At 70.8% G+C, this 13463-nt stretch carries 11 protein-coding genes; 9 read left to right on the forward strand and 2 right to left on the reverse strand.

The features are described 5' to 3' along the window. Window positions 1–247: 247 nt before the first annotated feature. The 4 genes from ACQP1K_RS11540 to ACQP1K_RS11555 all read left to right on the forward strand — a co-directional run bounded on the left by ACQP1K_RS11540 (window position 248) and on the right by ACQP1K_RS11555 (window position 4789). Window positions 248–898, forward strand: a complete 651-nt coding sequence (locus ACQP1K_RS11540) for a dienelactone hydrolase family protein (RefSeq protein ID WP_433500873.1) — start codon at window positions 248–250, stop codon at window positions 896–898. 27 nt (window positions 899–925) lie between these two features. Then, window positions 926–1903: an aldo/keto reductase gene (locus ACQP1K_RS11545; protein WP_433500874.1), complete on the forward strand. Its 978-nt coding sequence runs from the start codon at window positions 926–928 to the stop codon at window positions 1901–1903. A gap of 162 nt (window positions 1904–2065) precedes the next feature. Then, on the forward strand, window positions 2066–4042 hold the full coding sequence (gene thrS / locus ACQP1K_RS11550; protein ID WP_433500875.1) for a threonine--tRNA ligase: 1977 nt from the start codon (window positions 2066–2068) through the stop codon (window positions 4040–4042). A 201-nt stretch (window positions 4043–4243) separates the two neighbouring features. Then, window positions 4244–4789 carry an HIT family protein gene (locus ACQP1K_RS11555; protein ID WP_433500876.1) on the forward strand — a complete coding sequence of 182 codons (546 nt, stop codon included), beginning with the start codon at window positions 4244–4246 and terminating at the stop codon, window positions 4787–4789. A gap of 26 nt (window positions 4790–4815) precedes the next feature. Here the strand turns inward: ACQP1K_RS11555 and ACQP1K_RS11560 are convergent, their stop codons facing one another. Together ACQP1K_RS11560 and ACQP1K_RS11565 are read right to left on the reverse strand one after the other, a co-directional pair. After that, complete coding sequence (locus ACQP1K_RS11560) at window positions 4816–6468, reverse strand: glycoside hydrolase family 10 protein (protein ID WP_433500877.1); 1653 nt, start codon at window positions 6466–6468, stop codon at window positions 4816–4818. 190 nt (window positions 6469–6658) lie between these two features. Beyond that, complete coding sequence (locus ACQP1K_RS11565) at window positions 6659–8803, reverse strand: elongation factor G-like protein EF-G2 (RefSeq protein ID WP_433500878.1); 2145 nt, start codon at window positions 8801–8803, stop codon at window positions 6659–6661. A gap of 229 nt (window positions 8804–9032) precedes the next feature. Here ACQP1K_RS11565 and pgsA point away from each other — a divergent pair, with 229 nt between their 5' ends. From pgsA to ACQP1K_RS11590, 5 genes are all read left to right on the forward strand, one after another. Continuing rightward, entirely contained in the window at window positions 9033–9638 is a 606-nt protein-coding gene (pgsA, locus tag ACQP1K_RS11570; protein WP_433501536.1) for a phosphatidylinositol phosphate synthase, read from the forward strand. Then, window positions 9635–10642 (forward strand): phosphatidylinositol mannoside acyltransferase, encoded by a 1008-nt coding sequence (locus ACQP1K_RS11575; protein WP_433500879.1) that lies wholly within the window; start codon window positions 9635–9637, stop codon window positions 10640–10642. Before pgsA ends, ACQP1K_RS11575 begins: the two co-directional genes overlap by 4 nt. Then, entirely contained in the window at window positions 10639–11769 is a 1131-nt protein-coding gene (locus ACQP1K_RS11580) for a glycosyltransferase family 4 protein (protein WP_433500880.1), read from the forward strand. The genes ACQP1K_RS11575 and ACQP1K_RS11580 overlap by 4 nt, the downstream gene beginning before the upstream one ends. Then, a complete protein-coding gene (locus ACQP1K_RS11585; RefSeq protein WP_433500881.1) occupies window positions 11766–12308 on the forward strand; it encodes a hypothetical protein in 543 nt (180 codons plus the stop codon). The genes ACQP1K_RS11580 and ACQP1K_RS11585 overlap by 4 nt, the downstream gene beginning before the upstream one ends. 109 nt (window positions 12309–12417) lie before the next feature. Continuing rightward, the gene (locus ACQP1K_RS11590; protein WP_433500882.1) at window positions 12418–13419 is read left to right on the forward strand and encodes a DUF3048 domain-containing protein; all 1002 of its coding nucleotides are present in this window, start codon (window positions 12418–12420) and stop codon (window positions 13417–13419) included. Window positions 13420–13463: the final 44 nt, after the last annotated feature.

The following is a 13463-nucleotide window of genomic DNA, read 5'->3' on the forward strand; positions in this document are numbered from 1 at the left end:
CTGTGGTTCCGGCATGCCGACGCCCGGTCCGCTCCCGCCCGTGCCGGAAAGCGTTTGCCGCGCCCCCTCCGGGGTAAGGCGTCCAGACCCGCCTGGTCGGCCGGTTCGGCGCGGTGAATTCCGTGAATCCACAGCGACGAGACCCGGGCGGTCGAGCCGCTGGAGCATACGGCCCGCTGGGAGGGCGGGCGCAGAGCCGCCGGAGATTCACCCGGCGACCGTGTGACGGCAAGGGGGGAAGGAGAACATGAACGCTGTCGAGGTGAGCGTCCGGATCCCGGCCGGTGACGTCGTGCTCGACGCCGATGTCGTGGTGCCGCGGCCTGCGCACGGGGTGGTGCTGTTCGCGCACGGCAGCGGCAGCGGGCGGCACAGCCCGCGCAACCGGTACGTGGCCCGTGAGCTGCAGCGCGCCGGGCTGGCCACCGTGCTGGCCGACCTGCTCACGGCCGAGGAGGAGCGCGCCGACGCCCACACCGGTCACCTGCGGTTCGACATCGGCCTGCTGGCCCGGCGGGTGGCGGCGCTGACCGACCGGATGCCGCTGGACGTGCCGGTCGGCGGGCTCGGCGTCGGCCTGTTCGGCGCGAGCACGGGCGCGGCCGCCGCCCTGGTGGCCGCGGCGGCCCGTCCGGACACGGCGCGCGCCGTCGTCTCACGGGGTGGACGGCCCGATCTGGCCGGAGAGCACCTCGCCTCGGTCAGGCAGCCGACGCTGCTGATCGTCGGGGAGAACGACCCGATCGTCATCGAGCTCAACATGGAGGCGATGGGCAGGCTCACCGCCGAGACCCGGCTGGAGATCGTTCCGGGCGCCTCCCATCTGTTCGAGGAGCCGGGGACGCTCGAGGCGGTCGCCGACCTCGCCCGCGGCTGGTTCGACCGCCATCTGTCCTGATGACCGCCCGCATTAGGATCGTCCGTCATGGAACAGCGCGTGTTGGGCAGGACGGGCAGACAGGTGGGCGTCGTCGGGCTGGGAGCCTGGCAACTCGGAGGGGACTGGGGTGAGGTCAGCGAGGCGGACGCGCTGGCGACCCTGAACGCGGCAGTCGACGCCGGGGTGAACTTCATCGACACGGCCGACGTCTACGGCGACGGCCGCAGCGAGAAGATCATCGGGAGGCTGCTCAGGGAGCGTTCCGGCCTGACCGTGGCCACCAAGATGGGGCGGCGGGTGCTTCAGACTCCCGAGGCGTACAAACTGGGCAACTTTCGCGCCTGGACCGACCGGTCGCGGGCCAACCTGGGCGTGGACACGCTCGACCTGGTCCAGCTCCACTGCCCGCCCACCGCGGTGTTCGACGACGACGAGGTGTTCGACGGTCTCGACACGCTGGTGGCCGAGGGCTCGATCGCGGCCTACGGCGTCAGCGTGGAGACTGTGGGGGAGGCGCTCACCGCGATCTCCCGGCCCGGCGTGGCCAGCGTGCAGATCATCCTCAACATGTTCCGGCTCAAGCCGCTCGACGAGGTGCTCCCGGCGGCGGCGAAGGCCGGCGTCGGCATCATCGCCCGCGTCCCGCTCGCCAGCGGCCTGCTGACGGGACGGTACGGCCCGCAGACGGTCTTCGCCGAGAGCGACCACCGCAACTTCAACCGGCAGGGCGAGGCGTTCGACGTCGGCGAGACCTTCTCCGGGGTCGAGTACGGCGTGGGACTGCAGGCGGCCGACCGGATCAGGGAGCTGGTCCCCGCCGGCATGACGATGGCCCAGTTCGCGCTGCGCTGGATCATCGATCAGGCCGGGGTGAGCGTGGTGATCCCGGGCGCCCGCAATTCGCGACAGGTCCGGGCCAACGTCGTGGCCGCCGACCTGCCGCCCCTGACGGCCGAGGCGCACGCCGCCGTCCGCCAGATCTACGACGAGCTGATCCGCCCCCAGGTGCATCACCGTTGGTAGAGCCGCACGTTCCCGTCGCGACACAATCCGATCCCCGCACCGGTAGCATCGAAGCCTGGAGTCCCGCCGGCCCTGGATCTCCCGGAGGCCTGTGCCGGACGGGGTGAGTCAGCGAATCCGTTTTCGCGCGAACGCGCATGAATGCCAGCTGAAGGAGCCACCGTGTCTGCCGCCCTCGAAATACGCATCACCCTCGCCGGAGCCGAGCGTGTGGTGGCGGCGGGCACGACGGCCGGGGAGGCGCTCGGCGCCGACGGCCGGTCGGTCATCGCCGCGATGATCAACGGTGCGCCGCGTGACCTGGCCGCCCCGGTCGCCGACGGCGACGTCGTCGAGCCGATCGCCGTCGACAGCCCCGACGGCCGGGCGATCCTGCGCCACTCGACCGCCCACGTCATGGCCCAGGCCGTACAGGAGATCTTCCCGGAGGCCAGGCTCGGCATCGGCCCGCCCGTGGACAACGGCTTCTACTACGACTTCGACGTGGCCGAGCCGTTCACCCCCGACGACCTCAAGCGCATCGAGAAGCGGATGCGCGAGATCGTCAAGCAGGCCCAGACCTTCCGGCGGCGGCCGGTGAGCGACGAGGAGGCACGCGAGGAGCTGGCGGCCGAGCCGTACAAGCTGGAGCTGATCGGGCTGAAGGGCGGCGCGGCCGAGTCGGCCGAGGGCGCTGACGTGGAGGTGGGCGCCGGGCAGCTCACCATCTACGACAACCTCGACCCGAAGTCGGGCGAGCTGTGCTGGAAGGACCTCTGCCGCGGGCCGCACCTGCCGAGCACCCGGGTCATTCCGGCGTTCAAGCTGATGCGGTCGGGCGGGGCCTACTGGCGGGGCAGTGAGAAGAACCCGCAGCTCCAGCGCATCTACGGCACCGCGTGGGAGTCGCGCGAGAAGCAGGACGAGTACCTGAACTTCCTGGCGGAGGCCGAGAAGCGCGACCACCGCAAGCTCGGCGCCGAGCTCGACCTGTTCTCCTTCCCCGACGAGCTGGGCTCCGGCCTGCCGGTCTTCCACCCCAAGGGCGGCATCGTCCGCCGGGTGATGGAGGACTACTCGCGCCGCAGGCACGAGGAGGCGGGCTACTCGTTCGTCAACACCCCGCACATCACCAAGGAGAACCTCTACAAGATCTCCGGCCACCTGGACTGGTACGCCGACGGCATGTTCCCGCCCATGGAGCTGGAGGGCGCACGCTACTACCTGAAGCCGATGAACTGCCCGATGCACAACCTGATCTTCAGGTCGCGCGGGCGGTCCTATCGCGAGCTGCCGCTGCGGCTGTTCGAGTTCGGCACGGTCTACCGGTACGAGAAGTCCGGTGTGGTGCACGGCCTGACCCGGGTGCGCGGCCTCACCCAGGACGACGCGCACATCTACTGCACCAAGGGGCAGATGCGCGACGAGCTCAAGTCGCTGCTGCGGTTCGTGCTCGACCTGCTGCGCGACTACGGCCTCGACGACTTCTATCTGGAGCTGTCCACCAAGGACCCGGAGAAGTTCGTCGGCTCCGACGATGTGTGGGAGGAGGCCACGGCGACCCTGCGCGAGGTCGCCGAGTCCGAGAAGCTGGACCTGGTGCTCGACCCGGGCGGCGCGGCCTTCTACGGCCCGAAGATCTCGGTGCAGGCGCGGGACGCCATCGGCAGGACCTGGCAGATGTCGACCATCCAGCTCGACTTCAACCTGCCGCAGCTGTTCGAGCTCGAATACCAGTCGTCCGACGGCGGCCGTCAGCAGCCCGTCATGATCCATCGCGCGCTGTTCGGCTCGATCGAGCGGTTCTTCGGCGTCCTGGTCGAGCACTACGCCGGCGCTTTCCCCCCGTGGCTCGCGCCGGTGCAGGCCGTCGGCATCCCGATCTCCGACGCGCACGTGCCGTACCTGCAGGACGTGGCCAAGCGACTGCGTGAGCGGGGAATCCGGGTGGAGGTGGACGCCTCCGACGACCGGATGCAGAAGAAGATCCGCAACGCGCAGAAGGCCAAGGTGCCGTTCATGCTGCTGGCCGGCGACGACGACATAGCGGCGGGCGCCGTGTCGTTCCGTTACCGCAGCGGCGAGCAGAAGAACGGCGTCCCGATCGACCAGGCCGTCGCGGAGATCGTCGATGCCGTCGAGCGCCGCATCCAGGTCTGACGCCCCGGCCCCTGCCGGTACGGCTCCGCGTGGCCGTACCGGCAGGATCGGCCCTGGACCGCTGCCGTGGTACGGCGTCGGCGGAGTCACCGTTCCGTTCTGCGTCAGGGGAGGCCGTACCGGCGGCCGTATGCCGGATCGCGAGTCATATCCTGCTGCCGACGGCAGCCGCGTGCACCGGGAGTGGAGGAGAGGGCGACCGTGGATTCAGAGCCGATCGAGCAGGCCGGTGCGGGGGATCCCGACAACTTCCAGCGGTTGTGGACCCCCCACCGCATGGCCTACATCAAGGGCGAGAACAAGCCCACCGGGTCGGGAAAGGACGACGGCTGCCCCTTCTGCGAGATCCCGAAGCTCTCCGACGAGGACGGGTTGATCATCGCCCGCGGCTCCGCCGTTTTCGTCCTGCTCAACCTCTATCCGTACAACTCCGGCCACCTGATGGTCTGCCCGTACCGCCACGTGGCCGACTACGCGGACCTGGACGGCGCCGAGACCATGGAACTGGCGGAGTTCACCAAGCGGTCGACCCTGGCGCTGCGCAAGGTGAGCGGCGCGCAGGGGTTCAACGTGGGGATGAACCTGGGCGGCGTCGCGGGCGCGGGCATCGCCGCCCACCTGCACCAGCACATCGTGCCCCGGTGGGGCGGTGACACCAACTTCATGCCCGTGGTGGGGCACACCCGGGTCCTGCCCCAGCTTCTGCGCGACACCCGCGATCTCATCGCCGGCGCCTGGCCCAGCTGAGCGGCAGGCCGCCGGGGCCGTGGCGATCACCGGGCGGGGGCCGGGGTGCTTTCGTTGCCGAGGCGGTCGAGGGTGGTCACGTAGTAGGCGCCGGAGCCGCCGGCGGCGTAGGAGGGGGCGTCGCTCGCCGGGACGATCGCCACGAGGTTGCGGGCGTCGGCGGTGACACAGGCACTGCTCGCCGCGGCCGCCGCGCCGCCGGTCTTGCCGGCGGGCGCCCGATAGACGGCGTACGCCCGTGCGTCCGGCCGGGCCTCCCAGCTGAGCGTGCCGTTCGCGTGTCGCACCCCGCGAGGTGCGGCCGGCGGCTTGGCCTCGAACCGCTCGGGCAGGGGGAGCAGGGCCGGCCTCTGGTAGTGCTGGGACACGATCCGATCGAGGACCGACAGGGGATTGGAGACGAGATATCGGGCGCTGAAGTAGACATCGCCCCCGACCTCGGGATATTTCCGGTTCAGGGTGAGATGGGAGGGTAGCTCGCCCGCCTTCCGCCAGGCCGGGGTGTCGGCGCTGCCCACGCGGTAGAGCGCCTGTCCGATGTAGAGGTCCACGCCGGTGCCCTTGACCGCGCCGGCCCACCAGGGCAGGAGCTCTTCGTAGGCGGCGGCGGAGAACCCGCGCGGCCAGTAGAGCTGGGGCATGACGTAGTCCACGCTGCGCGCCTTGATCCACGCCTTCGCGTCCGCATAAATGCTGTCATAGGCGGACATTCCGCTGGTGTTCGAACCGCTGGGATCCTCCTTCTTGTTGCGCCAGATCCCGAAGGGGCTGATGCCGAACTTCACGTACGGCTTGGCCTCGCGCACCGCGGCCGACACCTGGCCCACCAGCTTGTTCACGTTGTCGCGCCGCCAGTCGGCCAGCTTCATGCCGTTGCCGTACTTCTTGAACGCGGCCTGGTCGGCGAACCGCGTGCCCTTCCCCGGATAGGGGTAGAAGTAGTCGTCGAAGTGGACGCCGTCCACGTCGTAGCGCCGCACCACGTCGGTCACGACACGGGTCACCCAGTCCCTGACCTGGGGGAGGCCGGGGTTGTAGTAGAGGCCGCCCTCGTGCTTGACGGTCCAGTCGGGGTGGCTCCGGGCCGGGTGGCCGGGCGGCAGCTCGGACGCGGCCGACTCCGCTGCCCGGTACGGGTTGAACCAGGCGTGGAACTCCAGGCCGCGCTTGTGCGCCTCCTCCACCAGGAACGGCAGCGGGTCCCATCCCGGGTCCCTGCCCGCCGTGCCGGTCAGCCACTGCGACCAGGGTTCGAGCGATGACCGGTAGAGCGCGTCGGAGGCCGGCCGCACCTGGACGAACACCGCGTTCAGCCGCCGCTTGACCGCGTTGTCGAGGATCCGCAGGTATTCGGCGCGCTGCCGGTCCCGGCTCAGGCCGGGCCGGGACGGCCAGTCGAGGTTGCGCACCGTGGCGATCCACACGCCGCGCAGCTGCCGCTTGGGGAAGCGCGCGCTGGTGGGGCAGGAAGCGGCGGCGGACGAACGCGCCTGCGTCGCCTTGCCCCCGGTTCTGCCCCCGGTTTTGGCCGTGGTCTTGGCCGCGGCGGCCGATCCCCGGGCTCCCTGCTCTGCCCGCGCGTCGGGCCCGAAGGTGTACGCGGCCGTGCCCGTGAGCAGCGCGATGGCCGTGGTGGCGATCAGCGGGCGGCCGATACGGCGGTGACCCCGATCGGTCATGTGGCGCCCCTCCCCGAAATGCCGACATGTCCGGACGTCCAGTGTGGCATCGGTAAATGCCGGATTCGGCCAAGAAGTGAAATCCGCCGCCTGTGACCTGTGCCTATCGAGGCCTGTGTGACGGGGCTCACCCGCTGGGACTGCCCGGACGCCGGCCGTACCAAACCCCGGCGCCCGGGGAGGCCCCTCACTACGAGGCCGCTGCGACCTTCTCGGCGAGGTGCGCGGGCAGCGGCTCGTAGCGCAGGAACGTTCTGGTGAAGCTGCCCGTCCCGTGGGACATCGACCGGAGGTCGATCGCATACCTGGTGATCTCCAGCTGGGGCACCTCGGCCCGCACCAGCGTCCGCCCGCCGGCCCCGTCGGACGCACCGCCCACCGGCTCGGTGCCGAGGACCCGGCCGCGGCGTGACGAGAGGTCGGACATGACGGCGCCGACGAACTCATCGGCGACCAGGACCGAGACCTCGTCGACCGGTTCGAGCAGCAGCGTCTGGACCTTGGCGGCGGCCTCCTTCAGCGCGAGCTGTCCGGCGATCTGGAAGGCCATGTCGGAGGAGTCGACCGAGTGTGCCTTGCCGTCGTAGAGCGTCACCCGGATGTCGACGACGGGATATCCGGCGAGGACCCCCCGCTCCATCTGCGCACGCACGCCCTTCTCCACCGACGGGATGAACTGGCGGGGCACGACGCCGCCGACGATCTTGTCCACGAACTCCAGCCCGGAGCCCGGCGGCAGCGGCTCCACCTCGATGTGGCAGATCGCGTACTGTCCGTGGCCGCCGGTCTGCTTGACGTTGCGGCCCATGGCCTGGGCCTTGCCGCCGAACGTCTCGCGCAGCGGAACCCGCAGGTCCACCTTCTCCACCTCGACGCCGTGCCGCTTGGCCAGCCGATCAAGCAGGACGTCGGCGTGTGCCTCGCCCATGCACCACAGCACGAGCTGGTGGGTCTCGGCGTTGTTCTCCAGCCGCAGCGTCGGGTCCTCGGCGACCAGGCGGGCCAGAGCCTGGCTGAGCTTGTCCTCGTCGGCCTTCGACTTCGCCCGGATCGCGACCGGCAGCAGCGGCTCCGGCATCGTCCAGGCCGTCATGAGCAGCGGCTCGTCCCTGCTGGACAGGGTGTCGCCGGTCTCCGCCCGGGAGAGCTTGGCGATGGCGCAGATGTCGCCGGCCACGCACTTGGCCACCGGCCGCTGGGTCTTTCCCAGAGGCGAGCCGAGCACGCCGATGCGCTCGTCGAGGTCGTGGTCCTCGTGCCCGCGCTCGGCCAGTCCGTGGCCGGACACGTGCACGGTCATGTCGGGCGTGAGCGTGCCGGAGAAGACGCGGACCAGGCTGATCCGGCCGACGTACGGATCGCTCGTGGTCTTGACGATCTCCGCCACCAGCGGGCCGTCCGGGTCGGCGCCCAGATCGGCGACCGGCCTGCCGTCGATCGTCGTGACCGCGGGCAGCGGACGCTCCGGCGGCGAGGGGAATCCCTGCGTGACGACCTCGAGGATCTCGCGCATGCCGACTCCCGGCGCGGTGGCGAGGACCGGGTGGAAGCCGCCCCTGGCCACGGCCTTCTCCAGGTCATCGATCAGCACCTTGCTGTCGATCTCCTCCCCGGAGAGGTAACGGTCCATGAGGGACTCGTCCTCGCTCTCCTGGATGATCCCCTCGATGAGGTCGCCGCGGTACTGCTCGATGAGCTCGAGCCGCCCCTGGTCCGGATCCCGCTCCACACGCGTGCCGCCCGCGTAGTCGAAGAACCGCCGGGAGAGCAGCCCGAGCAGGCCCGTGCCGTTCACCGGCAGGTAGAGCGGCGCGACGCCGTCGCCGAACGCGTCCTGACAGCCCGCGAGAACCTCGTCGAAGTCGGCGCGCTGGTGATCGATCTTCGTGATGACCACGGCGCGCGGCATGCCCACGAGGGCGCACTCCTCCCAGAGCATCCGCGTCAGCCCGTCGACGCCCTCGGCCGCCGAGATGACGAACAGCGCGGCGTCGGCGGCGCGCAGCCCGGCTCGCAGGTCTCCGACGAAATCGGCGTACCCGGGCGTGTCCAGGAAGTTGATCTTGATGCCGTTGTACACGGCCGGGGCGGCGCAGAGGTTGACGGAGCGCTGCTGGCGCATCTCCACCTCGTCGAAGTCGCACACCGTGGTCCCGTCCTCGACCCGGCCGATGCGCTGGATGACGCCGGTCTCCGCGAGCAGCGCCTCTATCAGGGTCGTCTTGCCGGCACCGGAATGGCCGACCAGCACGACATTGCGTACCATGTCCGGCCGATCGGCCGCGGGTACCCTGCCCGCGGCCCCTGCGGTCGCGCCGGTTGATCTCTCGGCCACATCGCCTCCCGCATCTCCTGAGCGGTCCGGGACGGGCGCGCGGCAGGCACCCGCGCCCATCCCGCGTCGGCCGCTCCGCCGTCGCTGTCCCGCGCCCGGGGCCCGCCCTCGCTTGTCCACGCGGGCGCTTGTTCTTCAGCCTTTACCCATGTGGCGGAGATCACAAGACTTTCGGGTCCAATGTGCCCGCGACCTGCCGATCGTGTTCATGGCCTACGATCGAACCGCGATGTTGAACGTCCTGCGCCCCGCCGTCACCCGAGTCCTGACCCCGCTGGGGCGAGCCCTCGCCAACCGCGGCGTGTCACCCGATGTGATCACGACGATCGGCACCCTCGGGGTGGTGATCTCTGCCCTGGTCTTCTACCCGGCCGGTCATCTCTTCGCGGGGTCGCTCGCCATCACGTTCTTCGTCCTCGCCGATCTGCTGGACGGCGTGCTCGCCCGGATGACGGGCAAGCCGAGCAGGTGGGGCGCCTTCCTGGACTCCACGCTCGACCGCTTCGGCGACGCCGCGATCTTCTCCGGTCTGATCATGTACTTCGTCCTGAGGGATGAGCCGGAGATCCTCCTCGCGGCCGTCGCGCTGTTCTGCCTCGTCGCGGGAACATTGGTCTCCTACGCCAAGGCGCGTGCCGAGGGTCTCGGGATGGAGGCCAACGTCGGCATCGCCGAGCGTGGGGAACGGATCGCGGTCATCCTGGTCGCGGCCGGGCTGTCCGGCCTCGGCGTGCCGTACATCCTGGCCGTCGGGCTCTGGCTGCTCGCGGCGGCGAGCGCGATCACGGTGGTCCAGCGGATGGTGCACGTCTACAGACAGGCGGTGGTCCGATGAACGGCACGGCGGGACCGCCCGCCCGGCCACGCATCCCGCTGGGCGACCGGGTCGTGGCGGCCTCGTTCACGCTGGGCTGGACCGTCGTACGGCACGTGCCCGAGCGGGTGGCCGCATCGTTCTTCCGCGCACTCGCCGACGTCCTGTGGCGCAGACGCGGCAAATCGGTGCTGCGCCTGGAGGCCAACCTGGCCCGGGTGCTCGGCAGACGGCCGCCCGGCACCGCGGCCGCCGTCGCCGCGCCCGGCACGGGCGCCCCGGCGGCCGACCCCGCCGTGCGGGCGCTCGCCCGCGCCGGGATGCGGTCCTACTTCCGCTACTGGATGGAGCTGTTCCGCTTCGCCTCCTTCGACCGGGAGCGGATCCTGACCCGCACCCACGCCGTCGGAGCCGAGGGCATCTTCGACAACCTGGCCGAGGGCCGCGGGGTCGTCGTGGCACTGCCGCACATGGGCAACTACGACCTCGGCGGCGCCTGGCTGGTGCACAAGGGCCACCCGTTCACCACCGTCGCCGAGCGGCTGAAGCCCGAGTCGCTGTTCGACCGGTTCGTCGACTACCGGCGGCGGCTGGGCATGGAGGTCCTGCCGCTCACGGCCAGGGACGGCGGCAGCGCGATGGCGTTCGGCACGCTCGCCAAGCGCCTGCGCGAGGGTCGCCCGGTGTGCCTGCCCGCTGAGCGCGACCTCACCGCCTCCGGCGTGGAGGTCGAGTTCTTCGGCGCGAAGACCCGCATGGTCCCCGGCCCGGCGCTGCTGGCGATCCAGACGGGGGCCGCGCTGCTGCCGGCGACGCTGTGGTTCGAGGGCGACGGCTGGGGCATCCGGATCCATGAGGAGATCCCGGTGCCCGCCGAGGGCACCAGGCAGGAGAAGGTCGCCGTGATGACGCAGGCGTTGGCGGTCGCCTTCGAGAAGGGCATCGCCGAGCACCCGGAGGACTGGCACATGCTTCAGCGCCTCTGGCTCGACGACCTGGAGCCCCGGCCTGAGAGCGCATCATGAGGATCGGCATCGTCTGTCCCTACACCTGGGAGGTCCCGGGAGGCGTACAGGCCCACATCAGGGATCTCGCCGAGGCGCTCATCGCGGACGGGCACCAGGTGTCCGTCATCGCCCCGGCGGCCGACGACGCCGCCATGCCGTCCTACGTGACCTCGGCCGGCCGGGCCGTGCCCGTGCCGTACAACGGGTCGGTGGCACGGCTGGCGTTCGGCTTCCTGTCGGCCAACCGGGTGCGCAGATGGATCGGAGAGGGCCGGTTCGACGTGCTGCACGTCCACGAGCCGGCCATCCCCTCGCTCGGCGTGCTGGCCTGCTGGGTGGCGCGCGGGCCGATCGTCGCGACCTTCCACGCGTCCTATGAGCGCTCCCGGGCGATGTCGGTGGCCGCGCCGATGCTGCAGAGCGCGCTGGAGAAGATCACCGCCAGGATCGCGGTGTCCGACGCGGCGCGCAAGACCCTGGTGGAGCACCTCGGCGGCGACGCCGTGCTGATCCCCAACGGCGTGACCGTGAGCAGGTACGCCGAGGGCGAGCCGCTGCCCGGCTGGGGCCCCGACGGCGGCGTCATCGGGTTCCTCGGCCGGATGGACGAGCCGCGCAAGGGCCTGTCCGTGCTGCTGGAGGCGTTCGAGATCCTCGCGCCGCGGCGGCCGTCCCTCCGGCTGCTGATCGCCGGTCCCGGCGACCCGGACGACGTGCTCGGCCGGGTGTCCAGGGCGCACCGGGACCGGATCGGGCTGCTCGGCATGGTGAGCGAGGCCGACAAGGTGCGCGCCTACCACTCGGTGGACGTCTTCTGCGCGCCCAACCTGGGCGGGGAGAGCTTCGGCATCGTGCTCACCGAGGCCATGTCGGCGGGGGCGCCGATCCTGGCCAGCGACATCCCCGCCTTCCGCCGCGTTCTCGGGGACGGCCAGGCCGGGGCGCTGTTCGCGACCGGCGACGCGGGCGTGCTCGCGGAGGAGGCCGCCCGTCTGCTGGACGACCCCGGGCGCCGCGCCAAGCTCTCCGACGAGGCGCGCCAGGCGGTGCGCAAGTACGACTGGTCGACGGTCGCCCGTGACGTGGTGCGCGTGTACGAGACCGTCACGCACTCGGCGGCCGGCGTCGAGGAGGACGTCCTGTGACCACGCTGACCGTGGTGATCGCGCTCGTCGGGCTGGCCGTGCTCGTCGGCGTCTACATCTCCTGGCGGGCCGGCCGGCTGGACCGCCTGCACATCCGGCTGGAGACCGCGCAGGCGGCCCTCGACGCCGCCCTGCTCCGCCGCGCCGCCGTCTGTCTCGAACTCGCGGGCTCGCGCATCCTCGACCCCGCCGCCTCGCTGGTGCTCGCCGCCGCCGCACACGAGGCCCGTACGGCAGGGCCGGACGAGCGGGAGCACGCCGAGAGCGACCTGTCGAAGACGCTGCGGGCGATGGTCGACCAGGAGCGGTTCCGCGAGAAGCTGGCCGAGCGTCCGATGGGCGCCGCGCTGCTGACGGAACTGGACACCGCCGTCGCCAAGGTCGTCTACTCCCGCCGGTTCTACAACGACGCGGTCTCGATCACGCGTACGGCTCAGCGCCGCTGGCTGGCCCGCACGTTGCGGCTCGCCGGGCACACCGACTACCCCGTCTTCTTCGACATCGACGACGCCCCGCCGGAGTCGCTGTCGGCCGAGTAGATCGACCATGGTCGTTGTTACCCGGTCGATGGGAGAGATGTGACGATTCGCCGGTAAGCTCGTGGCCCCTGTCATAATCACACGGTCCGGTGATCGGGAGGAGCTCACGGTGCGGGCAGTGATCCGCTTCACGCTGGCCACGGCGGTAGTGCTCACCGGGGCCGCGTGCTCCTCCGACGACGGCGCCGGAAAGCAGGCCCAGGCGGAGGCTCCGGAGCCGGCTCCGTCCCCGACGCCGCCCCCGGAGCATCCGTTCACCGGCAGGCCCGTGGAGCAGCGCCGGCCGGTGCTGGCCGTGAAGATCGAGAACACCTCGGCGGGCAAACCGCAGATGGGCGTGCGCAGCGCCGACATCGTCTACGTCGAGCAGGTCGAGGGCGGCCTGACCCGGCTCATGGCGATCTTCTCGTCGAAGCTGCCCGCCCAGGTCGGCCCGGTCCGCAGCGCCCGCATCTCCGACCTGCACATCATCCCGATGTTCGGCAAGCCGGCCTTCGCCTACTCCGGCGTGCAGACCAAGATGATCCCGTTCGTCCAGCAGGCCCCGCTGTTCGACGCCTCCGACAGCAGCGCGCCCGGGGCGTACTTCCGGGCACCCGGCCGCTACGCGCCGTACAACCTGTTCGCGACCCCCAAGAAGCTGCTGGCGAAGACGCCGCGGGCGAGCAAGGCCGCTGACATCGGCTTCACGTTCTCCGACGAGCCGCCTCCCGGGGGCACGCCGCAGAAGAAGGTGTCGGTCAGATATCCCGCCGCCCAGTTCACCTTCAACTGGTCAGAGCGGCACAAGCGCTGGCTGATCACACAGGACGGCAAGAAGGACATGGCGGCGGAGGGCGGCCAGCAGGGCGCGCCCACCATCGTCATCCAGTGGGTCAAGACCGAGCGCTCCCAGTTCCACGACTTCACCGGCAGCTACACCCCGCTCGTCCACACCGTGGGCAAGGGCACCGGGGTGGTCCTGCGGGACGGCCAGGCCTACCGTGTGCGCTGGTCGCGGCCCTCGGAGGAGGAGGGCACGACCTTCACGACGGCGGACGGCAGCCCCATGCCGTTCGCCCGAGGTCAGGTCTGGGTGGTGCTCGCCAGCAAGAAACCGATCGCCCCGTAAGGCGGCGTCACGACCGGACACCGGTGACATCACGTGACCATGCT

Origin of the sequence: Sphaerimonospora sp. CA-214678 (genome assembly GCF_050942215.1) — a bacterium.
Classification (GTDB): Bacteria; Actinomycetota; Actinomycetes; order Streptosporangiales; family Streptosporangiaceae; genus Sphaerimonospora.

Bases quoted from the DNA above. Each gene is read 5' to 3' on its own strand.
- ACQP1K_RS11540 (WP_433500873.1), top strand. From the start codon at position 248: ATGAACGCTGTCGAGGTGAGCGTCCGGATCCCGGCCGGTGACGTCGTG.
- ACQP1K_RS11545 (WP_433500874.1), top strand. From the start codon at position 926: ATGGAACAGCGCGTGTTGGGCAGGACGGGCAGACAGGTGGGCGTCGTC.
- ACQP1K_RS11560 (WP_433500877.1), bottom strand. From the start codon at position 6,468: ATGACCGATCGGGGTCACCGCCGTATCGGCCGCCCGCTGATCGCCACC.
- pgsA (WP_433501536.1), top strand. From the start codon at position 9,033: ATGTTGAACGTCCTGCGCCCCGCCGTCACCCGAGTCCTGACCCCGCTG.
- ACQP1K_RS11575 (WP_433500879.1), top strand. From the start codon at position 9,635: ATGAACGGCACGGCGGGACCGCCCGCCCGGCCACGCATCCCGCTGGGC.
- ACQP1K_RS11580 (WP_433500880.1), top strand. From the start codon at position 10,639: ATGAGGATCGGCATCGTCTGTCCCTACACCTGGGAGGTCCCGGGAGGC.